We start from the raw sequence: 25,122 nt of genomic DNA, 5'->3' as shown, positions 1-25,122 counted from the left end.
GACTCGGGATCGTGTCTGAGTCCGGAGCCGTCCTGCTGAAGAGCCCTGCGGTGACCCCTGCCGCCATCGAGGAAGCCGCCGCGCGCACGATCGCGACGCGTACGTCGGTGGAGCGCTCGGTCAGACTCTCGCAGCGCTACGCGGCCGAGGTTCTCCTCAAGCGCGAGGACCTGCAGCTCGGCCGCTCCTACAAGGTCCGCGGCGCCTACAACCTGATGAGCACGCTGAGCGCCGAGGAGCTCGAGCGCGGCGTCGTGTGCGCCAGCGCCGGCAACCACGCCCAGGGCGTCGCCATCTCCTGCGCCCGCCTCGGCGTGCCCGGCCACATCGTGGTGCCGACCAACACGCCCAAGCAGAAGCGCGACCGGATCACCGCCCTCGGAGGCGAGCACGTCACGCTCACCCTCCACGGCTCGACCTACGACGAGGCCTCCGCGTACGCCTACGAGCTGGGTCGTGGGCTCGGCGCGACGTACGTCTCGGCCTTCGACGACCCGCGCACCATCGCCGGACAGGGCACGGTCGGCCACGAGCTGACCGCGCAGATCGCCGAGCCGCTGGACGTCCTCCTGCTGCCCGTCGGTGGTGGCGGGCTCGCCTCCGGTGTCGCCACCTGGGTGCGCGAGGTCTGGCCGGAGACCCGGATCATCGGCGTCGAGCCCGCGGGCGCCGCCTCGATGGCCGCCGCGATCGAGGCGGGCGGGCCGGTGCGGCTCGACACGCTCGACACCTTCGTGGACGGTGCCGCGGTCGCGACCGCGGGGAAGGTGACGTACCCGATCGTCAAGGAGTACGTCGACGAGCTGGTCGCCGTGCCCGTCGGCGCGGTCTGCGTGGAAATGCTCGAGCTCTACCAGACCGAGGGGATCATCGCCGAGCCCGCCGGAGCGCTCGCGGTGGCCGCCCTGGGTCAGATCGACCTGCGCGGCGCGAAGCGGGTCGGTGCGATCCTCTCCGGGGGCAACAACGACGTCTCCCGCTACGCCGACGTGCTCGAGCGGGCGCTGATCCACCAGGGCCTGCGCCACTACTTCCTGGTCTCGTTCCCGCAGGCTCCCGGCGCGCTGCGCGGCTTCCTCGACGACGTGCTCGCCGACGGCGAGGACATCGTGGTCTTCGAGTACGTCAAGAAGTCCAACCGCGAGCACGGCCCCGCCCTGATCGGCATCGATCTCGACTCCGCCGACGGCCTCGACGCCCTGCTGGAGCGGATGGGCGCCAGCGACCTGGTCATCGAGCGGATCGAGCCCGACTCGCCGCTGTTCACCTTCCTGCACTGATCTCCACGTCGTGAAGATCTCGGGATCACCCAACGCGCCGTGGCGGCCGTCGCGCTCGGACACCTGCCGCCCGAGACCTCCAGCCGGGCGGCGTCCTACACCGACGAGTCCACGCCGGCCGAGCAGGTGTCGATCGACCTCCGCCATGGCGCCGACGGCGAGTACGACAGCGATCTGGTCAGCGTCGTCGAGTGGTACGACGGGGAGCAGCTCGACCAGGTCGCTGGTCGGCGGGTCTGTGCAAAGGTGCGCGCGAACTCGTTCAAACGTGAAATACTGGTAGCAATGAGTACCACTCGATTCCCGGTAGCGTGGCTCGAAGCGAAGGCCGACAAGTACGTCGAGGACGCCGAGGTCTTCACGGACGCCAGAAGCAGCGATCTGCAGGTCGGCGGCCTCACCGGTGAGCAGTGGGCCACCGTCTATCGAGCCGTCGCCCACGAGCTGCGCGAGTGCGCCCGCGAGGCCGAGCAGCAGCAGCCGCGCGGCTGGTGGCGCCGGGGGTAGAGCGCGACGATCACGCGCCGGGAAGGGACCGCGGGCTGGGAGGCCGATTCAACGCATCCGCAGCCACTACGCGGCGCTCGTCCGTCGGCAGCTGGAGACAGGGCGGATGACTGCCGGCCGGGCCCCATCGCAGGTGACACGTCTCGCAGATCGCTGTATCCATACCGGTATCCCGTCGATCGTTCAGTGGCTCCCGGGACGCCGCCGACCCGCATGGGTCCAGGAGGCAATCCATCCAGCAGCGCCCCGGGGAGTCTCAGAATCCCGAGTGGGACCGGCGCGCCGGCAGTGACACAGACGGTGGCACCGGCGTTGTCACGCGCCGTACCGTTGGCGCATGGAGCCGTGGCACCAGAAGTTCCGCAGGCTGCGTCAGGGGCGCGGCTGGAGCCTCCAGCGTGCTGCGCAGGTGTTCGTGGCCGCCAGCGAGCACCACTCGCCTGATCAGGTCGAGAACGTCCGTACGTCGATCGCTCGGTGGGAGCGGGGTGCGGTCAAAGACCCCGATGCCGCGTCGAAGGTCGCCATCGCCCGCATGTTCGACCTGCCCTATCTCGACTTCTGGCCGGTTCGGCCGCTCGCTGACGAGGTCGTGCCGGCGGCGTTGTCTCCCGACGAGTTCGCCGATCTGGTGGCCGCCCTGCGGTCGCCTCGCGTCGGGAGCGAGCACCTGGAGCAGACCGCTGCTCAGGTGGAGCGGCTGTGCTCGGAGTACGCCGCGCGCGACGCGGGTCCGCTCGTCCTCGAGGTCGACCAGTGGCTGCGCGACCTTCGCGGGCTGATCTCCAACGGTCGCGTGAACCTCGCCGGGCACGCCAGGGTGCTGGAGCTCACCGGATGGCTCGCCCTGTTGCGCTCCTGCCTGATGTGGGACCGCGGCGACGCCCTCAACTCCCAGCACGCCAGGGTCGCCGCTGCCGGTCTCGCCGAGGACCTGGGTGCCGGGGTCATCAGTGCTTGGACGTGGGAGATCCAGGCGTGGAAGGCGCTCACCCAAGGCGACCTGCCGCAGGCGGTGGCGTACGCCGGCGCCGGAATCGAGGCCGCGCCGCGTGACTCCGTCGCCGCGCAGCTCTATGCGCAGCAGGCGAAGGCGTACGCCCGGATGGGCGAGCGGCACGACACCGAGATCGCCCTGGAAGGCGTACGGCAGGTGCTCGACTCGGCGCCCACACCGACCAACCTCCGCAACCACTTCAACGTCGACCCGACCAAAGCCAGCTTCTACGCGATGGACGCCTATCGCGTGCTCGGCGACGACGCGCAGGCCGAGGCGATGGCCGACAGCGTGCTCCGCACGTCTACGTCGTGGGACGGCACATCCGTCTCGCCGATGAGAACTGCAGAGGCTCAGCTCACCAAGGCGACCCTCTCCGCCCGTTCCGGAGATGTCGACGGTGCCGTGGGGTTCGTCGAGCAGGCGCTGGCGCACCAGCGGCGCAGCGCGCCGTCGCTCATGCTCGTCGCGCGCGAAGTGACGGACGAGATCGGCAGGCACGACCCGGCGACCGCCGCTGACTTCGCGGCGCATCTGCGGAGCCTGCAGCCGTGAACGGGCGCCACGACGCAGGCGAGGTCAGAACCAGCCGGACTTCCGGAAGAAGATCCACAGCCCGGCGACCACGGCGGCCATGAGCAGCAGCGAGAACGGGTAGCCGAAGGTCCAGGACAGCTCTGGCATGTGGGTGAAGTTCATCCCGTAGATGCCGGCGATGAGGGTCGGGACCACGACCAGTGCGGCGCCGGCGGAGATGCGGCGCATGTCCTCGTTCTGCTGCAGCGAGAGCTGGGCCATGTGGGCCTGGAAGGCGGAGGAGAGCAGGGTCTCGAGGTTCTCGATCGCCTCCACGATGGAGGAGAGGTGGTCGAGGATGTCGCGGAAGTAGGGGCGCAGGTCGGGGTCGATGCCGGCCTCGCCGTTGGCGAAGCGGCGCACCGGCTCGCGCAGCGGCATCACGGCGCGGCGCATCTCCGCGATCTCGCGACGGAGACGGTAGATGCGGGCGGAGTCCTCGGTGCGCTCGTCGGAGAAGACCGACGTCTCGACCTCGTCGACGTCCTTGGTGAGCTCGGTGGCGACGTCGCGGTAGCCGTCGACGATGTAGTCGACGACCGAGTGGACCGCCGAATAGGGGCCCTCGGTGAGGAGGTGGTCGTCGCTGGTCTCGAGCAGCTCGCGGGCGGGCGCGAGCTGGGAGCCGCGGCCGTGGCGGACGGTGATCACGTAGTCGGCACCGATGAAGAAGGCGACCTCCCCGGTCTCGACGGCGTCGTCGGCGTCGACGTACCAGAGCGTCTTGACGACCAGGAACATCCCGTCGCCGTAGCGCTCCAGCTTGGGCCGCTGGTGTGCCTTGAGGGCGTCCTCGACGGCGAGCGGGTGCAGCCCGAACGCGTCGGCGACCTCGTCGAGCTCGCCCTGGCTGGGCTGGTAGAGACCGAGCCAGACGAAGTCTCCTTCCGCCCGCACCCCGGCCCGCAGCGCGGCGTAGTCGCGGGGCGCGCTGTCGGCCTGGTCGCGCTCACCGGCGCGGTAGAGAGCGCTGTCGACGATCACGTTGTCAGGTTAGGGCATGGTGTGCCTCTCATCCGGGATCGATAGGGTCGCCAACCGTGGCGACGATGATCCTGGTGAGACACGGCCGTACGACGGCGAACGCATCCGGCACGCTGGCGGGCCGGCTGCCCGGCGTACGGCTGGACGAGCACGGCCTGGAGCAGGCGGCGCGCGCCGCCGAGCGGATCGCGCCCGTGCCGCTGGCGCTGGCGGTGACCAGCCCGATGGAACGTTGCCAGGAGACGCTCTCGACGATCCTGGAGGGCCGCCCCGAGCAGCCGAGCGTCGTGGTCGAGGACGGGGTCGCCGAGTGTGACTACGGCGAGTGGCAGGGCGAGAAGATCTCCACCCTGGCGCGTCGCAAGCTGTGGAAGACCGTGCAGACCCAGCCGTCGGCCGTCACCTTCCCCGGCGGCGAGTCGATGCCCACCATGCAGGCCCGCAGCGTCGAGGCCGTACGCCGCCACGACGCCGCCGTCACCGCGGCGCACGGAGACGGGGCGGTCTGGCTGTGCGTGAGCCACGGCGACCCGATCAAGTCGATCCTGGCCGACGCGCTCGGCATGCACCTCGACCTCTTCCAGCGTCTGCACGTCGACCCCGCCTCCATCTCCGTCATCCGTTACGGCGAGGGCCGCCCGACGGTCCTCGCGACCAACACCCACGCCGGGGACCTCGCCTGGCTGGCCCCGAAGCAGGCTCCGAAGAAGGGCCGCAAGTCCTCGCGGCGGCGCAGCGACGACGCCGTGCTCGGCGGCGGCGCCGGGCCCGGTGAGGCTTCGGCTGCCGCCGATCTGGGTGGCGCTCGATAAGGTTTGACCATGCCTGTGATGCACGCCTTCGAACCGCCCGAACGATTCGTCGTCGGCACCGTCGGCGAGCCCGGGGCGCGGACGTTCTTCCTCCAGGCGCGTGAGGGAACGCGGGTCGTCTCCGTGGCTCTGGAGAAGCAGCAGGTCACCGTGCTCGCCGAGCGGCTCGACGAGCTCCTCGACGAGGTGATGAAGTCGGCTCCCGCCGTCGTGCCCGCGGTCGCGCCCTTCGAGCTCGACGACAACGGGCCGCTGGAGCAGCCGATCGAGGAGGAGTTCCGGGCCGGCACGATGACCCTGGCCTGGGACCCCGACGACGACATGGTCGTCCTCGAGGTCTTCCCGATCAACGAGACCGAGATCATCGCCGAGGTCGACGAGTCCGGCCAGCTGGTCGACGAGGACGCGGTGGCGGCCATCGAGCTCGAGGAGGCCGAGCCCGAGGAGGTGCTCCTCGTCCGGATCGCGCCGCGCAACGCCCGCGCCTTCGTCAAGCGCGCCGAGGCGGTGCTGGGCGCCGGCCGTCCCAACTGCCCGTTCTGCGGCAACCCGATCGACCCCGAGGGACACCTGTGCGTGCGGGCGAACGGGTTCAAGCGGCGCGACCCGGTCTGATCCCGTGGACCCCGCCCCGGACATCACGCACAGCGCCCGAGACGGCGAGCTGGAGCTCGTCGGCCGGCTGACCACGGCCTCCAACGCGACCTTCCTGGCCACCCTCGGCGAGACCGAGGTGGTCTACAAGCCGATCGCGGGGGAGCGGCCGCTGTGGGACTTCCCCGACGGCAACCTGGCCCACCGCGAGGTCGCCGCCCACCTCGTCTCCGAGGCCCTGGGCTGGTCGGTCGTCCCCGAGACCTGGCTCGGCGACGGACCGCACGGTCCGGGGATGATCCAGCGCTGGATCCACGCCGACGAGGCCACCGAGCCGGTCACGATCGTCCCGGAGGGCGAGGTGCCGTCCGGCTACCTCCGCGTCTTCGACGGCTTCGACGAGCACGACCGGGTCGTCACCCTCGTTCACGAGGACACGCCCGCGCTGCGCCGGATGGCCGTCTTCGACGCGGTCACCAACAACGCCGACCGCAAGGGCGGCCACGTGCTGCCGCTCGCCGACGGTCACCGCTACGGCTGCGACCACGGGCTCACCTTCCACGAGGAGCCGAAGCTGCGCACCATCCTGTGGGGCTGGCAGGGGCTGGAGCTCTCCGACGAGGAGCTCGCCGGCATCCGGGCGGTCCGTGCGGGGCTCTCGGGTGCGTTGGGGCGGGGGCTGGCTGCGTACCTGACGGGTGCGGAGGTCGAGGCTCTCGGCCTGCGCTGCGAGCGGCTGCTCGCCGAGGGTGCGTTCCCGCGGCCCGGCTACGACCGTCATGTCATCCCGTGGCCGCCGTTCTGAGACAGGTGTTGTCCGCCAAGTAGGCTGCACTCATGCGCGCTTGGTCTGCACCCGACGTCCCCCAGCTGTCTGCCCAAGGCCCCGAGGTGCAGCTCTACGACCATCAGCGGGACGCGGTCGTCCCGACCCAGGGTGAGGGTCGCCGGTCGCTGTACGTATGTGGCATCACCCCGTACGACGCGACCCACATCGGTCACGCCAACACCTATGTCGCCTTCGACCTGCTCCACCGGGCCTGGCTCAACGCCGGCCACGAGGTCGGCTACACCCAGAACGTCACTGACGTCGACGACCCGCTGCTCGAGCGGGCCGACAAGGTCGGCATCGAGTGGGAGGCGCTCGCCGAGCGCGAGACCGAGCTCTTCCGGCAGGACATGGAGGCGCTGCGGGTGGTGCCGCCGCAGCACTACATCGGCGCCGTCGAGTCGATCCCGCTGGTGATCTCGCTGATCGGCGAGCTCGAGCAGGCGGGCGCGATCTACAAGGTCGACGATGACCTGTACGCCTCGGTCGCCGTCGACGACGAGTTCGGTGCCGAGTCGCGGCTGAGCCGCGAGCAGATGCTCGAGCTGTTCGGTGAGCGTGGGGGAGACCCCGAGCGCGCCGGCAAGAAGGACCCGCTCGACCCGCTGCTGTGGCGCGCGGAGCGTCCGGGTGAGCCGTCGTGGCCCTCGCCGTACGGTCCCGGTCGTCCGGGCTGGCACATCGAGTGCACCGCGATCGCCCTGGAGCACCTCGGCGCCGGGTTCACCGTCCAGGCCGGCGGCTCCGACCTGATCTTCCCGCACCACGAGATGTCCGGCTCCCACGCCCGCTCGGCGGGCCAGCGGTTCGCCGAGATCTACACCCACGGCGGGATGGTGGCCTACGACGGTCACAAGATGTCCAAGTCGCGCGGCAACCTCGTCTTCGTCTCCGCCCTGCGCAACTCCGAGATCGACCCGATGGCGATCCGGCTGGTGCTGCTCGGCCACCACTACCGCGACGACTGGGAGTGGACCGACGCCAAGCTCTTCGACGCCGTCGACAAGATCGCCGAATGGCGCAAGGCGGTCGCGCTGGGCCGCGGTGCTCCGGCGGCGCCTGTCGTCGAGACCGTCCTCGGCGCCCTCGCCGACGACCTCGACGCCCCGCGTGCGGTCCAGGCCGTCGACGCCTGGGTCGCGGCCACGCTGGGGGAGGGTGGCCTCGCCGAGACCTCCGACCCGCTCGCCGGGCAGGCCATCGCTCAGGTCGTCGACGCGGCGTTGGGCATCAAGCTCTGAGGTTCGCCCGTCGGTCGAGCCGCCGGAGCCGCTAGGCGGAGGCGTGTCGAGACCAACACAGTCCCCTTCGGCGCTCGATGGGACTGTGTTGGTCTCGACACGCTCGCTGGCGCTCGCGGCTCGACCAGCGGGCTGACGGTTCGGCCGGGCTGACGGTTCGACCAGCGGGGCTGACGGTTCGGCCGGTGGGGGTGCCGGTTCGGCCGGTGGGGCTAGGAGTCGTCGGTGCGGCGCTTGAGGTACCGCTCGAACTCCCGGGCGATCGCGTCGCCGGAGGCCTCGGGGAGGTCGGCGGTGTCGCGGGCCTCCTCCAGGGAGCGTACGTAGTCGGAGACGTCCTCGTCCTCCTCGGCGAGGTCGTTGACACCGCGCTCCCAGGCCCGGGAGTCCTCGGGGAGGTCGCCGAGCGGGATGGAGCACTGCAGCAGGTCCTCGAGCTTGTTGACGATCGCGAGAGTGGCCTTGGGGCAGGGCGGCGCGGCGACGTAGTGGGGGACCGCGGCCCAGTAGGAGACGGCGGGGATGTCGTTCTGCACGCACGCCTCCTGCAGCACGCCGACGATGCCGGTCGGGCCCTCGTAGGAGGGGGAGTCGAGCTTGAGCCGGTCGACGAGGTCGGGCTCGGTGGCGGTGCCGGAGACCGGGATCGGCCGGGTGTGGGGTGCGTCGGCGAGCAGCGCGCCGAGGGTCACCACGAGCTGGCCGCCGAGGTCGTCGACGCACTCCAGGATCTCGCTGACGAACTGCTTCCAGCGCATGTTGGGCTCGATGCCGCGCACCAGGATGATGTCGCGGTCGAGATCGGGCGGGGAGCAGACCGCGATCTGGGTGGTCGGCCAGGTGATCGACCGGAAGCCGTTCTCGTCGACGCCGGTGACAGGGCGGTTGACCTGGTAGTCGTAGAAGTCCTCGGGGTCGATCTCGGCCACGACGCGCGCGCCCCAGACGTCCATGAGGTGGTCAACCGTCCCGGACGCGGCGTCCGCCGCGTCGTTCCATCCCTCGAACGCTGCGATCACCACAGGATCGACCAGGTCGCGGGTCTCTTCGATCTCGATCACGCCCTCCACCCTAGTCATGCAGGCCAGCCCGACGGTGCCGTTCACGCCGCGTACACCTCAGCGATTCCCACCTGGTGGACCACCGGTGTCAGGATTCGGAATGAGATGGCCCCGTCTGAACATCTACGTCGTAGCGTGTTTCAGGCAGAGCCGAGCACACAGCCGGCCCGCCGGGAGAGGAAAACAGAGTGAGTCTGCGCCCTGATGTCACCGAGACCCTGACTGCCACCCTCAAGGAGCGGATCATGGTGCTCGACGGTGCGATGGGTACGGCGATCCAACGTGACCGGCCCGACGAGGCCGGATACCGCGGCGAGCGGTTCAAGGACTGGCACACCGACCTGGTCGGCAACAACGACCTGCTCAACCTGACCCAGCCGCAGATGATCGAGGCGATCCACCGCGAATACCTCGAGGCCGGCGCCGACATCATCGAGACCAACACGTTCAACGCCAACGCGATCTCGCTGATCGACTACGACATGGTCGACCTCGCCTACGAGATCAACTTCGAGGCCGCCCGACTGGCCCGCAAGGCCGCGGACGACTACGCGACCCCCGACCGGCCGCGCTACGTCGCCGGCACGCTCGGCCCCACCTCGCGTACGGCCTCGATCAGCCCCGACGTGAACGACCCGGGCGCCCGCAACGTCACCTACGAGCAGCTGCGCGACGCGTACGCCGAGGCGACCCGTGCGCTCCTCGAGGGCGGCTCGGACCTGATCTTCATCGAGACCATCTTCGACACCCTCAACGCCAAGGCGGCGATCTTCGGCGTCCAGCAGGTCTTCGAGGACTACGGTCGCCGCTGGCCGCTGGTCATCTCCGGCACCATCACCGACGCCAGCGGCCGCACCCTGTCCGGGCAGGTCACCGAGGCGTTCTGGGACTCCGTACGCCACGCCGACCCGCTCCTGGTCGGCCTCAACTGCGCGCTGGGCGCCGAGGAGATGCGCCCCTACATCGCCGAGCTCGCCCGGGTCTCGGACACGTTCGTCTCCTGCTACCCCAACGCGGGGCTGCCGAACGCGTTCGGCGAGTACGACGAGGGCCCGACCGACACCGCGAGCCACGTCTCCGAGTTCGTGACGGCCGGCTTCGTGAACCTGGTCGGCGGCTGCTGCGGCACCACCCCGGCCCACATCGCCGAGATCGCCAAGCAGGTCGACGGCGTCGAGCCCCGCGACCTGCCGGAGATCGACCCCGCGCTGCGCCTCTCGGGCCTGGAGCCGTTCACGGTCAACGAGAAGAGCCTCTTCGTCAACGTGGGTGAGCGCACCAACATCACCGGGTCGGCGAAGTTCCGCAACCTGATCAAGGCCGGTGACTACGACACCGCGCTGTCGGTGGCCGCCCAGCAGGTCGAGAACGGCGCCCAGGTCATCGACGTCAACATGGACGAGGGGATGATCGACGGCGTCGCGGCGATGACCCGGTTCCTGACGCTGGTCGCCTCCGAGCCCGACATCTCCCGGGTGCCGATCATGATCGACTCCTCCAAGTGGGAGGTCATCGAGGCCGGTCTCAAGCTCGTCCAGGGCAAGCCGATCGTCAACTCGATCTCCCTCAAGGAGGGCGTCGAGCCGTTCCTCGAGCACGCCCGCGCGTGCAAGCGCTACGGCGCGGCCGCGGTCGTGATGGCCTTCGACGAGGACGGCCAGGCCGACTCCTACGAGCGCCGGATCGCGGTCTGCGAGCGCGCCTACCGGATCCTGGTCGACGAGGTCGGCTTCGACCCCGAGGACATCATCTTCGACCCGAACGTGTTCGCGGTCGCGACCGGCATCGAGGAGCACGCGACCTACGGCGTCGACTTCATCGAGTCGGTGCGCTGGATCAAGCAGAACCTGCCCGGCGCGAAGGTCTCCGGCGGCATCTCCAACGTGAGCTTCTCCTTCCGCGGCAACAACCCGGTGCGCGAGGCGATCCACGCGGTCTTCCTCTACCACGCGATCGAGGCGGGCCTGGACATGGGCATCGTCAACGCCGGCGCGCTGGTGCCCTACTCCGAGGTCGACCCCGAGCTGCGCGACCGCATCGAGGACGTCATCCTCAACCGGCGCGCCGACGCCGCCGAGCGGCTCCTGGAGATCGCCTCGAAGTACAACAAGGACTCACCCGAGGCGGAGGCCAAGGCCGAGGAGTGGCGCGAGCTGCCGGTCGGCGAGCGGATCACCCACGCGCTGGTCAAGGGCCTCGACGCCTACGTCGAGGCCGACACCGAGGAGCTCCGCGCGGAGATCTCCGCCCGCGGTGGCCGCCCGATCGAGGTCATCGAGGGCCCGCTGATGGACGGCATGAACGTGGTCGGCGACCTCTTCGGCGCCGGGAAGATGTTCCTGCCGCAGGTGGTCAAGAGTGCCCGGGTGATGAAGAAGGCGGTCGCCTACCTGATCCCGTTCATCGAGGCCGAGAAGCAGCCCGGCGACGCCGAGACGAAGAACGGCACGATCGTGATGGCCACGGTCAAGGGCGACGTCCACGACATCGGCAAGAACATCGTCGGCGTGGTCCTGCAGTGCAACAACTACGAGGTCATCGACCTCGGCGTGATGGTGCCCGCCCAGAAGATCCTCGACGCCGCCAAGGAGCACGACGCCGACATCATCGGGCTCTCCGGCCTGATCACGCCGTCGCTGGACGAGATGGTCGGCTTCGCCACCGAGATGCAGCGCGTCGGGCTCGACCTGCCGCTGCTCATCGGCGGCGCGACGACCTCGCGCGCCCACACCGCGGTCAAGATCGACAAGGCCTACGACGGCCCCGTCGTCTGGGTCAAGGACGCCTCCCGGTCGGTCCCGACCGCCGCCGCCCTCCTCGACGCCGGCCGCCGCGAGAAGCTGATGGCCGAGGTCAAGGACGACTACGACTCGCTGCGCGCGCGGCATGCCGAGCGGCGCGAGCGGCCCTCCCTGACGTACGTCCAGGCGAAGGCCAACAAGCCCGAGGTCGACTTCTCCGAGCTCCCGGCGACGCCGGCGCAGACCGGTGTGCACACGCTCGTGGAATACCCGATCGCCGAGCTGCGCGACTACATCGACTGGCAGCCGTTCTTCAACGCCTGGGAGATGAAGGGGCGCTTCCCCGACATCCTCAACAACCCGGCGACCGGCGAGGCCGCGCGCAAGCTCTTCGACGACGCGCAGGAGATGCTCGACCGGATGATCGAGGAGAAGTGGGTCGAGGCGCGTGGCGTCTACGGCCTCTTCCCGGCCAACTCCACCGGCGAGGACGTGGTCGTCTACACCGACGACTCGCGCACCGAGGAGCGCGCCACCCTCTTCCAGCTGCGCCAGCAGGGCCAGCACCGCGACGGCGTGGCCAACAAGTCGCTGGCCGACTACGTCGCTCCCGTGGGCGCAGGGGCCGACCACGTCGGTGCCTTCGCCGTGACCGCCGGCATCGGCCTGCCCGAGCGCGTGATGGCCTTCAAGGAGGCCCTCGACGACTACTCCGCGATCATGGTGGAGGCGCTCGCCGACCGCCTGGCCGAGGCGTTCGCGGAGCGGCTCCACGAGCGCGTACGCACCGAGTTCTGGGGCTACGCGGCCGACGAGGCACAGACCAGGATGGCCAACGAGGATCTGATCGCCGAGAAGTACTCCGGCATCCGGCCCGCTCCCGGCTACCCGGCCTGCCCCGACCACACCGAGAAGCGCACCATCTGGTCCCTGCTCGACGTGGAGAAGAACACCGGCATCGAGCTCACCGACTCGATGGCGATGTGGCCCGGCGCGTCGGTCTCCGGCATCTACTACGGCCACCCCGAGTCGCAGTACTTCGTCGTCGGCCGCATCGGCCAGGACCAGGTCGCCGACTACGCGAAGCGCAAGGGCTGGACGATGGCCGAGGCCGAGCGCTGGCTCTCGCCCAACCTGGGCTACGACCCCGAGGACTGAGTCTCGGTCCCGCCGGCATGGTCGAGCCATGCCGGCGGAACCTGACCGACGCTGGCCACGTTCCAGAAGGCCGTACGCCGCGTCAGGATCGTGACGAGGTGGTAGCCGTCCGGGTGGCGGGTGAGCACGCCCGCCACCGGGCCGCGCTCGGGGTCGAGAGCCAGCGGGACCACGTGGGCCCAGCTCTCGGTCGTCGGGTGCCAGTAGGCACCGACCGTCTCGGAGTCCCAGGAGTCGAGATCGGCGTTCGCGCGGGCGACCGCCGGGCGGAGCCGCGCCAGCAGCTCCGCGGACCTGATGCCCGCCCGACCGGCGTTGTCGTAGGCGATGTGAAGCGCGCCGACCGACGTGATCCGCGCGCTCCGGTCGAAGGCCGGCGGTGTCCAGCTCTCCAGCGCGGTCCGGCACCGCTGGCAGTCGTCGTCGCGGCTCCAGTCGACGAACTCGACGTCGTCGACGGCCAGGTCCTCACCCCGGCTGGTGACCAGGACCAGCCTGAGCCCGTCCGGGTCACGCAGCGGCAGCGGGTTGTGCTCGAGCTCCTCGCGGAAGTGCAGCAGCCCGAAGGTCTCGTTGACCCCGACACGGTGCACGACCGCGCTCGTCAGCCCCTGCAGCTGAGCCTTCGGCGACTCCTTCCGGAGCAGCGCCGGGTCGACCAGGTCCGCGAGCCACTCGACCAGGTCAGGGGTGAGCAGCCGCTCGGCCTCAGCGGGCAGCACGACGTCCCTCGGGCCGGGGGAGCGGAGGAGTCACCATGGAGCGAACCGTAACCGGCCCCGGCCGGGACGTGGGAGTCGCGAGCATGTGCGCACGCCCGCCATCCTCGTCACATAGGCTCGAGCGGTGCGGCGCGAGGAGCAGTGGGCCAGGGAGCGGTTCGCCGAGGCCCGGGTGGGCCGGCTGGCGACGGCCTCGGCCGACGCCACGCCCCGGATCGTGCCCATCGTCTTCGCGCTCGCCGACGGCGACACGATCCTCACCGCGGTCGACCACAAGCCGAAGTCGACGACCCGGCTGCGCCGGCTGGCCGACATCGAGGCGAACCCGGCGGTCTCGCTGCTGGTCGACGCCTACGACGACGACTGGTCACAGCTGTGGTGGGCCCGTGCCGACGGCCGCGCGCAGGTGCACGAGACCCACGACCTCGCTCCGCTGGTCGAGAAGTACGCCGACTACCGCGACCGCCCGCCGACAGGGCCGGTGATCGTCATCGCGGTGGCCCGCTGGTCGGGGTGGTCGGCGACCTGAGCCGTCAGCGCGACTGACGCCGGAACGGCCGCAGGATCTCGCCGCTGGGGGAGGACCCGCGTGAGCGCATCGCCGGGGACATCGGCGCCGGCGTGGGCGGAGCCATCGGCTGCGAGCCGCCGGCCCATGGGCTGCGTACGTCCAGGACGGTCGCCCACTGCGACGCGGTCGGGCGGAGCCCGGGCGGGCCGGCGGCCTGGTCCATCAGCCGGGTGAGCGGGCCGACCAGGATGCCGGCCTCGCCGGCGAAGCTCAGGTCGGGACGCAGGGCCGGCGCCGCGTTGCGGTTGCCGGTGAGCACCCGGGAGATCGTGAGCGCCAGCTTGTAGCGGTCGCTGTCGGCCGTCGGCGGACGGCCCACATTGCTCGGGTCCTCCCAGCCACGGGTGTCGGCGGGCGGCAGCACGCCGTCCTCACCGGCCGGACGGATGCCGTCGCAGTCCAGCAGCATCACCCGGGGGACGGGGGAGACCGACCAGGCGATGTTGCGCGGGGAGAGGTCGCCGAGGACCAGCCCCTGGCGGTGGAGGGCGTCCATCGCGGCGGCCAGCGCGCGCATCAGCAGCACCCGCTCGTAGACCCCGGGCCGCGAGACGTCGCCGGTGTCGACGAGGAGGCCGAGCTCGGCCAGCGCGGTGGTCGGGCCGAAGCCGGCCAGGAACGGGTCGTGGACGCGCTGCATCAGGAATCCGGCGGTGCGCAGGCCGTCGAGCACGACGGTGTGCGGCCAGGCGGCGAAGTGGTCGACCTGCAGGCCTTCGCTCGCGACGAGGCCGCGGATACGGACGAGCTCGGCGAGGGCGCGACCGTCCACCAGGCCGCGCTCGCGCGAGCGGTAGAGCTTCGCCACCGTCCCGGGGTGGTCGGCCAGCTCGATGATGCGGCCCTGCGACCCCTGCGCAATATGGCGTCCAAGGCTCAGATCGCTGAGCTGGATCTCGTTCACGGAACCTCCGGCCCCAGTCGTAGGTAGGCAGATCGTACGTGGCTTCACGATCGTGTGCCGAGTCGACGGCTCAACTGGCGGCACGCCGGGCGTACGGTGGAAGGACCGGCCCCTGGCCGCAAGATCCCTCACATCAGGAGCTGACATGGGAAGAGTGACCGTGGGACGACCGGTGCTGCGGGTGCGCGACGGCGTCATCACCCGCCGGCCGGACTCGCTGGCCGCCGAGGAGCCGATGGAGATCAGGGTCGACGGGCGACCGCTGACGGTCACCATGCGCACCCCCGGCGGCGACTTCGACCTGGCCATCGGCTTCCTGGTCAGCGAGGGGGTCGTGCACTCGGCCGACGATGTGGTGAGCGTGCGCTACTGTGCCGGCGCGACGGCCGACGGCGGCAACACCTACAACGTCGTCGACGTCGGGCTCGCCCCCCACGTCTCCCCGCCCGACGCCTCGCTGGAACGCAGCTTCTACACGACCTCCTCGTGCGGCCTGTGCGGGAAGGCCTCCCTCGAGGCGGTGCGTACGTCCTCGGCCTGGACGGTCGCCGAGGACTCCCTCCGCGTCACCCCTGAGCTCCTGACCCGCCTGCCCGAGCGGCTGCGCGAGGCCCAGCGGGTCTTCGACAGCACCGGCGGCCTGCACGCCGCCGGGCTCTTCGACGCCGACGGCGAGCTGCTCTGCGTGCGGGAGGACGTCGGCCGCCACAACGCTGTCGACAAGGTGATCGGCCACGCGCTGCGCGAGGGCATGCTGCCCCTGCGCAACAGCATGCTGATGGTGAGCGGGCGGGCCTCCTTCGAGCTCGTCCAGAAGGCGGTGATGGCCGGCATCCCGCTGCTCGCCGCGGTCTCGGCGCCCTCCTCGCTGGCCGTCGACCTGGCCGACGACAACGGCCTGACCCTGGTCGGTTTCCTGCGCGGGAGCTCGATGAACGTCTACGCCGGCGCCGACCGCATCGAGGCGGTGCCTACGGGAGGTCGAGCCCGTCGAGACCAGGTCGGCTGATCACGAGGTGACCGTCCGCCGCACCATGTCCTGGGCGACGGCGATCACCTCGTCCAGAGGCCGCACCTCGGGCCGCCACCACTCCACCACCCAGTTCAGCGACCCCAGCAAGAGCATCCGGAAGGTCGTGGCGTCGAGGTCGTCGCGAATCGTCCCTTCCTTCTTCGCGTCGTCGAACAGGTCGCGCCAGCAACGGCTGTAGAGCGACTCCTCGGCGGCCGGTCGGTCCCGAAGCGCCTCCGGTACGTGCCGGGCGTTGCGGATCGAGGCGGTGGCGTAGTCGGAGATCTCCAGCTCGTAGCGCAGGTGGGCGTCGACGGCGGTCATGATCCGGTCGAGCGGGCCGGTGTCGTCGGGCAGCGCCGCGACGGCATCCTCGACATGAAGGCGTACGGCGTGGGCGCCCGACCACATCACCTCTTCGACCAGCTCGTCGCGGGAGGCGAAGTGGTAGTAGATCGCCGGAGCCTGCACCCCGGCGACCTCGGCGACCTCGCCCAGGCGCATGCCCGCGTAGCCGCGCTGGGAGAGCACGGACGCTGCCGCGTCCAGGATCCGCTTGCGAGTCTTCTCGGCCTTCGATGCCACGGGAAAATTCTAATGCAGATTCGATTTTGTGGCGTCGTTCACATCTCGGCGGGTCTTCTGAGAGTACGTCGTCTCGATCTCCCTGGCGGCCTCGACTCACCGCGGGTCTCGCTGGGGAGCGGACCATTTTCCCGCCATGGCGGGAATTTGCCCGACCCTTCGAGCCCGCGGGCCGACGACAAGCGCCGACGAGACAGCCCTTGCATCCGAATATGAATCTGTATTAAAAAATCATGTGACGGGAACCACATGGTTTCGGTCTGCGAGAGGGAGATCGATGACCGATGGAGTTGCGCAGGCCCCGGCCTGGACGTTTCGCAGTCACTGGATGAGCCAGACCGCCGGGCATGCCGTGATGCGGCCCGATGCGACGGCCCTGCGTTTCCTCGGGGAGAACACCACCTGGCGGCAGCTGCACGAGCGCTCACTGCGGTTCGCCGGCGCGCTGCGGGAGCGCGGCGTACAGCAGGGCGACCGGGTGATCCTGCTGACCCTCAACCGGCCCGAGTTCGTCGAGGCGGTCTTCGGGATCAACAGCCTGGGCGCGATCGCGGTGCCGGTCAACGCCCGCCTGACGCCGCCGGAGATCGTCGGCCTGGTCGAGGACAGCGGGTCGACCGCGATCGTGACCGAGGAGCTGCTCGCTCCGCTCGCCGCGGCCGTCGGCGGCCTCGCGCCCGGCCTGAAGACGCGGATCGTGATCGGCGCGGCCGAGGGGATGGAGACGTACGAGAGCCTGGTCGAGGCCCACGAGCCGATCGAGCTCGAGGACATCTCCGAGGACTCGGTGGCGCTGATCATGTACACCTCGGGCACGACCGGGAAGCCCAAGGGCGCCATGCTGACGCACCACAACATGCAGATGCAGGCGCTGACGTGCATCCGTGCCAACGACGTCGGCGACGAGTCGGACATCGCCTTCATGACGGCGCCGTTCTTCCACATCGCCGGCCTCGGCTCGCTCGCCGCGAACTTCCTGCTCGGCATCCCGAGCGTGATCCACCCGCTCGGCGCCTTCGACCCGGCGCAGGTCGTCGACGCCTGGGAGCGTGAGGGCGCCACGGTCGTCTTCAACGTGCCCCAGCAGTGGCAGGCGATCTGCGCGCTGCCGGACATCAAGGAGCGCGACCTGAAGCTGCGGATCATCTCCTGGGGTGCGGCCCCGGCCTCGGAGACGCTGCTCAAGGCGATGGCCGACACCTTCCCGGACGCGCTCAACGTGGCCGTCTTCGGCCAGACCGAGACCTCACCGATCACCTGCGTGCTGCGCGGTGAGGACTCGCTGCGCAAGCTCGGCTCGGTCGGGCGTCCGATCCCGACGATCCAGTACCGGATCGTCGACGGCGAGATGAACGACGTCCCCGTCGGCGAGGTCGGGGAGATCGTCTACCGCGGCCCGACCGTGACCAAGGGCTACTGGAACAACCCCGAGGCCACCGCGAAGGCCTTCGCCGGCGGCTGGTTCCACTCCGGCGACCTGGTGCGCCAGGACGAGGAGGGATTCATCTGGGTCGTCGACCGTGCCAAGGACATGATCATCAGCGGCGGCGAGAACGTCTACAGCGCGGAGGTCGAGAACGCCATCCACGCCCACCCCTCGGTGCTCGAGGCGGCCGTCATCGGTCGCAGCGACGAGCGCTGGGGAGAGGTGCCGGTGGCGTACGTCGTGCCGAAGCCCGGCGAGACCGTCGATCTCGAGGGGCTGAACGAGTTCCTGACCACCCGGCTGGCCCGGTTCAAGCTCCCCAAGGATCTCGTCACGCTCGAGATGCTGCCCCGCAACGCCGGCGGCAAGGTGCGCAAGACCGAGCTGCGCGCCTCGATGGTCGAGCCTGTCGAAACCCCTCCGGGAGCGACGTCAGCCACGACCCCGTGAACCCAGCAGCCCCTCGATCAGCGCCGTGAGCAGGCGCCCCAGGCGAGGCTCGAGGTCGACCACGGCGTGTCCGAGACGAGGGTCGCTCCGGTAGAGGTCGGCCACCTCCGGACCCGGCGTCGAGATCTGCCAGAGCGCCCCGGCCAGCGCGGTGGCGGTGGCGACGATGTCGACCCCGTCGCCCTCGGTGAGCCCGGGCAGCAGGCGGCGTAGGGCCGTGACGATCGCGTCGACCTCCGCGAGCGTGACGAGCTTGAACTCGCGGACGGTCTCGACCGAGACGTTGCGCTCGAGGTTCATCGGGGCCTGAGCGAGGAGGTCGCAGAACATCCCGCGGGCGGCGAGGCTGCGTGCGAAGAGTTCCGCCACCGCGGCGGGTGTGGGGGAGTCGAGGCCGTCGAGGTCGGCGCGCAGGCTCGCCGACCACTCCTGCCAACCCTCAGCGGTGAGCCGCAGGAAGATCTGCTCGCGGGTCTCGAAGTAGCGCAGCAGCGCTGACTTGTGCATGCCGATCTCGGCCGCGATGTCGGTCAGCGTGACGCGGCGGATCTCGCCGCTCGACCCGAGTCGGCGCGCGGCCTCGAGGATCGCTGACTCGCGGGCCTGCTTGGCGGCGCTGCTGCGGGCGCGCTGGAACTCGGCAGGAGGCATGCCGTCACTGTAGCGCAACGGAGTTGTCTAAATAACGAACCGGTGTTGTACTAAACATATGACTCAGACTTGGTTCATCACCGGATCCTCCCGCGGCCTCGGCCGCGCCCTGGTCGCCGCAGCCCTCGACGCCGGCGACAACGTCGTCGCCACCGCGCGGCGACCCGAGCAGCTCGCCGATCTCGCCGAGACGTACGGAGAGCGGCTGCTGCCGCTCGCGCTCGACGTCACCGACTCCTCCGCCGCCACCGGAGCGCTCGCAGCGGCGACGGACCGCTTCGGTCGCGTGGACGTGATCGTCAACAACGCCGGCTACGCCAACGTGGCGCCGATCGAGACCGGGGACGACGCCGACTTCCGGGCGCAGTTCGAGACCAACTTCTGGGGCGTCTACAACGTCTCGAAGGCCGCCGTCCCCGTGCTGCGTGCGCAGCGTGGTGGGCTCGTCATCCAGATCTCCTCGGTGGGCGGCCGCGTCGGCGGCACCCCGGGCATCGCGTCCTACCAGGCCGCGAAGTTCGCGATCGACGGCTTCAGCCGCGTGCTGCGCGCCGAGACGGCACCGTTCGGCGTCAAGGTCCTGGTCGTCGAGCCGAGCGGCTTCCGCACCGACTGGGCCGGCGCCTCGATGACGATCCACGAGGTCGCTGACGACTATGCGGAGACCGTCGGCCGGATGGCCGTACGACGGGAGTCGAGCGCGCCCGCGGGCGACCCGGCGCGTGCCGCGGAGATCCTCGTCCAGGTCGCCAAGCGGAGCGACATCCCCGAGAACCTGCCGCTCGGCGTCAACGCGACCGAGCTCTCGACGGCCCTCGACCGCAGGCTCCTCGAGCAGGACGAGAGGTGGGCGCAGGTCTCCCGGTCGGCCGACTTCGCCGAGGCCTACCCGGTGGCCTTCCCGGTGAGTTGAGTACGTGGGCTCAGGCGATGGCGGTGCGTCGGCGACCAGAATTTCGGGCATGTCCACGACCTTGCTGCGCCACCACCTGCTGGCCCCCGCCGCCTCGTGCTTCCTGGGCGTCCTGAGCCTGGCGACGGTGCTCTGCTTCCACTTCCCCGAGCTGCTGACCACGCGTGAGTTCCGCGCGGTCTACGCCGAGGACTTCGCGCGTACGCTGCTGCTGGTCGGCCTGGCCGCGGCCTTCTTCACCGGCACGATCGCGGTGCTGCGCGACCAGCACCGGCGGCTGGCCCTGACCGGCGTCGGCACCGCCACCGTGGCCGTGCTCCTCGGCGGCACCGGGGTGCCCTTCGAGGGGCCGGTGCCGGACAGCCCGTTCGCGCTCGGCCTGGACTGGTTCGTGCTCGCGCTCTTCTTCTCGGCGCTGGTCTTCATCCCGCTCGAGCACGCCTTCGCCCGCCGGCCGGTGCCGGTCTTCCGCCCCGGCTGGCGCACCGACGCCTGCTACTTCTTCATCAGCCACGTGCTCGTCCAGCTCATCTTGATCCTGGTGACCACATCGACCTCGTGGCTCGTCTCCGTACCCCGGTGGTCGAGCCTGTCGAGACCCCTCATGGAGGCACAGCAAGCCTGGATCCGCGACCTGCCCTTCGTGGCGGCCTTCGCGCTCGCCGTCTTCCTCGCCGACCTCGCCCAGGCCGTGCTGCACCGCTGCTACCACCGGATCATGGTGCTGTGGCGCTTCCACGCCGTGCACCACTCCAGCCCCGAGCTCGACTGGCTGGCCGGCTCCCGCGTCCACTTCGTCGAGACCGTGCTCACCCGCAGCATCGTCCTGCTCCCGCTGCTCTTCCTCGGCTTCTCGACCTCGGTCGTGAACGCGTACGCGGTCCTGGTCGGCATCCAGGCCGTCGTCGCCCACGCCAACATCGGCGTCCGCTTCGGCTTCCTCGAGTACCTGATCGTCCTGCCCCGCTACCACCACTGGCACCACGCCCGCCATCGCGACTACTGGGACCGCAACTACGCCATCCACCTCCCGGTCGTCGACATGCTGATGGGCTCCTTCAAGCTCCCTCGCGACGGCAGCTGGCCCGAGGAGTACGGCGTCCTCAAGCGCGAGACCGTCCCCGTCGGCATCCTCGCCCAGCACGTAGCCCCCTTCCGCGGCCCCCGCACCTACGACAACTACGTCCGCTGACCCCACACCCAGCCACCGGTGGTCGAGCCTGTCGAGACCCCTCTCGAGCGCACATCCCCGCCTCCGGCCAGCCGCCGCCCTCGTTTGACGCCTCCTGGAATAGGGTGCGAAGCGCACATCAAGCGGACGCAACGACGTTGGAGGACACGTTGAGCAACGCTCCCGAGACCGACGAGCCGGGCCGGCTGGCGGCCGTGCTGTGGGACATGGACGGCACCCTGGTCGACACCGAGCCCTACTGGGTCGCGGCGGAGTACGCGATCGCGGAGCGGTTCGGGGCGACCTGGTCCGAGGAGCAGGCGATGCAGCTGGTCGGCAACGCGCTGATCGAGTCGGCGCGGCTGGTCAAGGAGGGGATGGGCCTGCCCCACGAGCCGGAGGAGATCGTCGAGATGCTGCTCGACGGCGTGGTCGAGCAGGTCGAGCGCGAGGTGCCGTGGCGGCCGGGGGCGCGCGAGCTGCTCACCGAGATCGCGGAGCAGGGCGTGCCGTGCGCGCTGGTGACGATGTCGTACGCGCGGTTCGTCGGTCCGATCCTCGAGCAGCTGCCGGAGGGCACGTTCAAGGTGATCGTCACCGGTGACATGGTGCGCAACGGCAAGCCGCACCCCGAGCCCTACCTCACCGCCGCTGCCGCGCTCGGTGTCCCGGCCGAGGAGACGCTCGCGGTGGAGGACTCCAACACGGGCGCCCGCTCGGCCGAGGCTGCCGGCTGCACGGTCCTCGTCGTGGAGAACCACGTGCCGGTCGCGCCGGGCGAGCGCCGGGTCTTCCGGGACACGCTCGAGGGGATGACGTACGCCGACCTGGCGAAGGTCAGCAGCGAGATCTGAGCCGAGAGTCCCTCACGGGCCCAGGTCGACCGGCACCTCCGCCTCGAGCGGCACCACGAGCTCGGGCTCGACCTGGTGGGGCTGGAGCTTTCCGCTCGCGATCTGCTCTGCGTAGTGGCAGGCGACCCGGTGGGACGCGGGGACACCGTCGATCTCCACCACGCGCAGCTCGGGACGCTCGGTGTCGCAGCGCTCGGCCTGCTTCCACGGGCACCGCGTGTGGAAGCGGCAGCCGGAGGGTGGCGCGGCGGGCGAGGGCAGGTCGCCGGTGAGCAGGATCTGCTCACGGGTGTCCTCGACGACCGGGTCGGGGATCGGGACCGCCGACATCAGCGCCCGGGTGTAGGGGTGCAGGGGAGTGGCGTAGAGGGAGTCGGCGTCGGCCTCCTCGACGAGACCGCCGAGGTACATCACGCCGACGCGGTCGCTGATGTGGCGCACGACGGCGAGGTCGTGGGCGATCACCAGGAAGGTCAGCCCGAGCGACTCCTGCAGCGACTCGAGCAGGTTGATCACCTGCGCCTGGACCGAGACGTCGAGGGCCGAGACCGGCTCGTCGGCGACGATCAGCGACGGGTTCACCGAGAGCGCACGGGCGATGCCGATGCGCTGACGCTGGCCGCCGGAGAACTCGTGGGGATACTTCGACAGCGCCGCCTCGGGCAGACCGACGGCAGCCATCAGCTCCCGCAGCCGGGCACGCGTTGCCTCCTTGTCGGCGGTCAGACCGTGGGCCTTCATGCCCTCGACCAGCAGCGACTGCACCGACTGGCGCGGGTCGAGGGAGGAGAGCGGGTCCTGGAAGACCATCTGCAGGTCCTGCCGCCGACGCCGAAGAGCCTCTCCGCGCAGCGGCGCGAGGTCCTCACCGTCGAAGACGACCGACCCGTCGGTGATCTCCTCCAGCCGCAGGATCGCCCGCCCGAGCGTCGACTTCCCGCAGCCGGACTCGCCGACCAGGCCGTACGTCTCGCCGCGGCGGATCTCGAGATCGACCCCGTCCACGGCGTAGACGTGGCCGATCGTCTTGTCGAAGACGACTCCGCGCTTGATGGGGAAGTGGACCTTCAGTCCGGTGACGGAGAGCAGCGTGTCAGAGCTCATCGGGCGACCTCCGCGGGGACGACGGGGTGGAAGCAGCGCAGCGCACCCTCGCCGTCGGTGCCACCACCTCCGTGGGGGACCAGCTCGGGAGAGGAGGCCAGGCAGTCGGGGGCCGCCGAGGGGCAGCGCGGGGCGAACGCGCAGGACTCGGCCCAGGGCAGGTTGTCCGAGACCGACCCGGGGATCGGGTCGAGCGGCTCGCCGCGGGCGGAGTCGAGGCGGGGGATCGAGCCGAGCAGGCCGTTGGTGTAGGGATGGGCCGGCGCCGCGAAGAGGTCGTGGCGCATGTTGCGCTCGACGAGCCGCCCGCCGTAGAGCACGTTGACGTCGTCGCACATCCCGGCGACGACGCCGAGGTCGTGGGTGATCATCACCAGCGCGGTGTCGGACTCGGAGACCAGGTCCTTGAGCAGCGCCAGGATCTGCGCCTGGATGGTCACGTCGAGCGCGGTCGTCGGCTCGTCGGCGATCAGCAGCCGCGGCCGGCAGGCCAGGGCCATCGCGATCAGCGCGCGCTGGCGCATGCCGCCGGAGAGCTGGTGGGGATACTCGCGGAGCCGGCGCCGCGGGTCGGGGATTCCGACCTTGTCGAGCATCGCCCGGGCCTCCTCCATGGCGACCGACTTGGAGACCTGCCGGTGGCGCTGGACGACCTCGGCGACCTGGACACCGATGGAGACCACCGGGTTCAACGAGGAGAGCGGGTCCTGGAAGATCATCCCCAGGTCGCGGCCGCGCCGCTCCCGCATCTGCTTGTCGGAGAGGCCGAGCAGGTCGGTGCCCTCGAACATGACCTGGCCCGAGACCGAGTTCCCGCGGCGGGGGAGGAGACCCATGATGGCCAGCGAGGTCACCGACTTCCCGCAGCCCGACTCGCCGACGAGCCCGACGGTCTGCCCGGGACGTACGTCGAAGGAGACTCCGTCGACGGCGTGGAACGGCTCGGCGCCCTGGCGGGTGAAGGTGACCTTCAGGTCCCTCACGGACAGCAGCGGCTCGCTCATGAGCCTCACCTCCTGGTCTTGGGGTCGAGGGCCTCACGCAGCGACTCCCCCATCAGGGTGAAGCCGAGAGCGACCACGATGATGCAGCCCGCCGGCCAGAAGGCGAGGTGCGGGTGCTCGTTGAGGTACTGCTGGGAGGCGCCCAGCATCTGGCCCCACTCCGGCCGCCGGTCGTCGGGGTTGCCGAGGCCGAGGAAGGAGAGCGCCGCGGCATCGATGATCGAGGTGGCGACCACCAGCGTCGACTGCACGATCACCGGCCCCATCGAGTTGGGCAGCATGTGGCGCATCACGATCAGGGAGGGACGTACGCCGAGGGCGCGAGCGGCGAGGACATGGTCGCTGTGGCGCTGGGCGAGCATCGACCCGCGCAGCAGCCGCGCGAAGATCGGGATCTGCACGATCGCGATCGCGATGATCACCGTCCACTGGCTCGGCCGGGCGGCCAGCGCCGCCAGGGAGAAGGCGAGCAGCAGACCGGGGATCGAGAGCATCACGTCGACGACGCGCATGACCAGGGCGTCGGCCCAGCCGCCGAAGGCACCGGCGACCGTGCCGAGCACGAGCCCGCCGGAGAGCCCGATCAGGGTCGCGACGACGCCGACGACAAGGGTCTGCTGCGAGCCGATGAGGACCCGGGAGAGCAGGTCGCGGCCGCGGTTGTCACCGCCCAGCGGATGGCCCGGCTCCGGGCCCGGGACCGGGTTCGACTGCCGCTCCACCTTGTCGATCAGCGGCTGCGCGGCCGGGTCCCAGGGGGCCAGCCACGGCGAGATGATCGCGAGCAGCACGAAGAGCGCGGTGAGGGTGAGACCGATCAGGAAGATCGGGTTGCGGCGCAACCGCCGCCAGGCGCCGGCGATGAGGGACTCGCCACCGGTGTCCTTGACGGTGCCGGCCTCGGCGACCTCGACCTCGGCGACCGAGGCCGCGAGGGAGTCGATGCGTTCCTTCTTGGAGGACATCAGGTTCATC

At 70.4% G+C, this 25,122-nt stretch carries 23 protein-coding genes; 14 read left to right on the top strand and 9 right to left on the bottom strand.

The annotated features are described in order from the left end of the window. Positions 1 to 11: 11 nt before the first annotated feature. From ilvA to IEY81_RS09690, 3 genes are all read left to right on the top strand, one after another. Positions 12 to 1,280: a threonine ammonia-lyase IlvA gene (gene ilvA, locus IEY81_RS09700; RefSeq protein WP_189118273.1), complete on the top strand. Its 1,269-nt coding sequence runs from the start codon at positions 12 to 14 to the stop codon at positions 1,278 to 1,280. A gap of 39 nt (positions 1,281 to 1,319) precedes the next feature. Further along, complete coding sequence (locus IEY81_RS09695) at positions 1,320 to 1,787, top strand: hypothetical protein (protein ID WP_189118272.1); 468 nt, start codon at positions 1,320 to 1,322, stop codon at positions 1,785 to 1,787. Positions 1,788 to 2,124: 337 nt separating this feature from the next. Then, positions 2,125 to 3,339, top strand: a complete 1,215-nt coding sequence (locus IEY81_RS09690) for a tetratricopeptide repeat protein (protein ID WP_189118271.1) — start codon at positions 2,125 to 2,127, stop codon at positions 3,337 to 3,339. A gap of 24 nt (positions 3,340 to 3,363) precedes the next feature. On the opposite strand, the gene corA is transcribed toward IEY81_RS09690, so the two are convergent. Next, positions 3,364 to 4,344, bottom strand: coding sequence for a magnesium/cobalt transporter CorA (corA, locus tag IEY81_RS09685; protein WP_189118270.1), 981 nt, complete (start codon positions 4,342 to 4,344; stop codon positions 3,364 to 3,366). Between the two features lie 65 nt (positions 4,345 to 4,409). On the opposite strand from corA, the gene IEY81_RS09680 reads away from it, so the two are divergent. Genes IEY81_RS09680 through mshC form a run of 4 tightly spaced genes read left to right on the top strand, consistent with a single transcriptional unit; the run spans position 4,410 to position 7,820 of the window. After that, positions 4,410 to 5,156, top strand: a complete 747-nt coding sequence (locus IEY81_RS09680; RefSeq protein ID WP_444544150.1) for an MSMEG_4193 family putative phosphomutase — start codon at positions 4,410 to 4,412, stop codon at positions 5,154 to 5,156. A gap of 9 nt (positions 5,157 to 5,165) precedes the next feature. Next, positions 5,166 to 5,771, top strand: coding sequence for a DUF3090 family protein (locus IEY81_RS09675; RefSeq protein WP_189118268.1), 606 nt, complete (start codon positions 5,166 to 5,168; stop codon positions 5,769 to 5,771). Between the two features lie 4 nt (positions 5,772 to 5,775). Beyond that, on the top strand, positions 5,776 to 6,555 hold the full coding sequence (locus IEY81_RS09670; RefSeq protein ID WP_229787624.1) for an SCO1664 family protein: 780 nt from the start codon (positions 5,776 to 5,778) through the stop codon (positions 6,553 to 6,555). A gap of 32 nt (positions 6,556 to 6,587) precedes the next feature. Further along, a complete protein-coding gene (gene mshC, locus IEY81_RS09665) occupies positions 6,588 to 7,820 on the top strand; it encodes a cysteine--1-D-myo-inosityl 2-amino-2-deoxy-alpha-D-glucopyranoside ligase (protein ID WP_189118267.1) in 1,233 nt (410 codons plus the stop codon). Between the two features lie 212 nt (positions 7,821 to 8,032). On the opposite strand, the gene IEY81_RS09660 is transcribed toward mshC, so the two are convergent. Further along, entirely contained in the window at positions 8,033 to 8,881 is an 849-nt protein-coding gene (locus IEY81_RS09660; protein ID WP_189118266.1) for a PAC2 family protein, read from the bottom strand. A 188-nt stretch (positions 8,882 to 9,069) separates the two neighbouring features. Here IEY81_RS09660 and metH point away from each other — a divergent pair, with 188 nt between their 5' ends. Beyond that, positions 9,070 to 12,780 carry a methionine synthase gene (gene metH, locus IEY81_RS09655; RefSeq protein ID WP_189118265.1) on the top strand — a complete coding sequence of 1,237 codons (3,711 nt, stop codon included), beginning with the start codon at positions 9,070 to 9,072 and terminating at the stop codon, positions 12,778 to 12,780. On the opposite strand, the gene IEY81_RS09650 is transcribed toward metH, so the two are convergent. Then, positions 12,762 to 13,502, bottom strand: a complete 741-nt coding sequence (locus tag IEY81_RS09650) for a hypothetical protein (RefSeq protein ID WP_189118264.1) — start codon at positions 13,500 to 13,502, stop codon at positions 12,762 to 12,764. The genes metH and IEY81_RS09650 overlap by 19 nt on opposite strands. A gap of 124 nt (positions 13,503 to 13,626) precedes the next feature. Between IEY81_RS09650 and IEY81_RS09645 the strand changes: the two genes are divergently transcribed. After that, the gene (locus tag IEY81_RS09645; protein WP_189118263.1) at positions 13,627 to 14,031 is read left to right on the top strand and encodes a TIGR03668 family PPOX class F420-dependent oxidoreductase; all 405 of its coding nucleotides are present in this window, start codon (positions 13,627 to 13,629) and stop codon (positions 14,029 to 14,031) included. A gap of 4 nt (positions 14,032 to 14,035) precedes the next feature. Here IEY81_RS09645 and IEY81_RS09640 read toward each other — a convergent pair whose 3' ends face one another. Further along, on the bottom strand, positions 14,036 to 14,977 hold the full coding sequence (locus IEY81_RS09640; protein ID WP_189118262.1) for a hypothetical protein: 942 nt from the start codon (positions 14,975 to 14,977) through the stop codon (positions 14,036 to 14,038). Between the two features lie 145 nt (positions 14,978 to 15,122). Between IEY81_RS09640 and fdhD the strand changes: the two genes are divergently transcribed. Then, positions 15,123 to 15,986, top strand: coding sequence for a formate dehydrogenase accessory sulfurtransferase FdhD (gene fdhD / locus IEY81_RS09635; protein WP_189118261.1), 864 nt, complete (start codon positions 15,123 to 15,125; stop codon positions 15,984 to 15,986). Here the strand turns inward: fdhD and IEY81_RS09630 are convergent, their stop codons facing one another. Continuing rightward, positions 15,987 to 16,574, bottom strand: coding sequence for a TetR/AcrR family transcriptional regulator (locus IEY81_RS09630; RefSeq protein ID WP_229787622.1), 588 nt, complete (start codon positions 16,572 to 16,574; stop codon positions 15,987 to 15,989). 328 nt (positions 16,575 to 16,902) lie between these two features. On the opposite strand from IEY81_RS09630, the gene IEY81_RS09625 reads away from it, so the two are divergent. Beyond that, entirely contained in the window at positions 16,903 to 18,450 is a 1,548-nt protein-coding gene (locus IEY81_RS09625) for a long-chain-fatty-acid--CoA ligase (protein WP_229787620.1), read from the top strand. Here the strand turns inward: IEY81_RS09625 and IEY81_RS09620 are convergent. After that, positions 18,433 to 19,101 carry a TetR/AcrR family transcriptional regulator gene (locus IEY81_RS09620; RefSeq protein WP_189118259.1) on the bottom strand — a complete coding sequence of 223 codons (669 nt, stop codon included), beginning with the start codon at positions 19,099 to 19,101 and terminating at the stop codon, positions 18,433 to 18,435. The two genes, IEY81_RS09625 and IEY81_RS09620, sit on opposite strands and share 18 nt — an antisense overlap. A gap of 58 nt (positions 19,102 to 19,159) precedes the next feature. Here IEY81_RS09620 and IEY81_RS09615 point away from each other — a divergent pair, with 58 nt between their 5' ends. The 3 genes from IEY81_RS09615 to IEY81_RS09605 all read left to right on the top strand — a co-directional run bounded on the left by IEY81_RS09615 (position 19,160) and on the right by IEY81_RS09605 (position 22,039). Beyond that, positions 19,160 to 20,014, top strand: coding sequence for an SDR family NAD(P)-dependent oxidoreductase (locus tag IEY81_RS09615; RefSeq protein WP_189118258.1), 855 nt, complete (start codon positions 19,160 to 19,162; stop codon positions 20,012 to 20,014). 49 nt (positions 20,015 to 20,063) lie between these two features. Next, positions 20,064 to 21,206 (top strand): sterol desaturase family protein, encoded by a 1,143-nt coding sequence (locus tag IEY81_RS09610; RefSeq protein WP_189118257.1) that lies wholly within the window; start codon positions 20,064 to 20,066, stop codon positions 21,204 to 21,206. A 149-nt stretch (positions 21,207 to 21,355) separates the two neighbouring features. Next, entirely contained in the window at positions 21,356 to 22,039 is a 684-nt protein-coding gene (locus IEY81_RS09605; protein ID WP_229787617.1) for an HAD family hydrolase, read from the top strand. Between the two features lie 12 nt (positions 22,040 to 22,051). Here IEY81_RS09605 and IEY81_RS09600 read toward each other — a convergent pair whose 3' ends face one another. The 3 genes from IEY81_RS09600 to IEY81_RS09590 are packed head-to-tail and all read right to left on the bottom strand — an operon-like array spanning position 22,052 to position 25,121. Continuing rightward, positions 22,052 to 23,143: an ABC transporter ATP-binding protein gene (locus IEY81_RS09600; RefSeq protein WP_189118256.1), complete on the bottom strand. Its 1,092-nt coding sequence runs from the start codon at positions 23,141 to 23,143 to the stop codon at positions 22,052 to 22,054. Then, on the bottom strand, positions 23,140 to 24,147 hold the full coding sequence (locus tag IEY81_RS09595; protein WP_189118255.1) for an ABC transporter ATP-binding protein: 1,008 nt from the start codon (positions 24,145 to 24,147) through the stop codon (positions 23,140 to 23,142). Before IEY81_RS09595 ends, IEY81_RS09600 begins: the two co-directional genes overlap by 4 nt. A gap of 5 nt (positions 24,148 to 24,152) precedes the next feature. Further along, a complete protein-coding gene (locus IEY81_RS09590; RefSeq protein ID WP_189118254.1) occupies positions 24,153 to 25,121 on the bottom strand; it encodes an ABC transporter permease in 969 nt (322 codons plus the stop codon). Position 25,122: the final 1 nt, after the last annotated feature.

Source organism: Nocardioides luteus (assembly GCF_014648595.1).
Lineage (GTDB): Bacteria > Actinomycetota > Actinomycetes > Propionibacteriales > Nocardioidaceae > Nocardioides > Nocardioides luteus.
The sequence above is the reverse complement of the archived record's forward strand: the minus strand, read 5'-3'. Positions and strand labels throughout refer to the sequence as shown.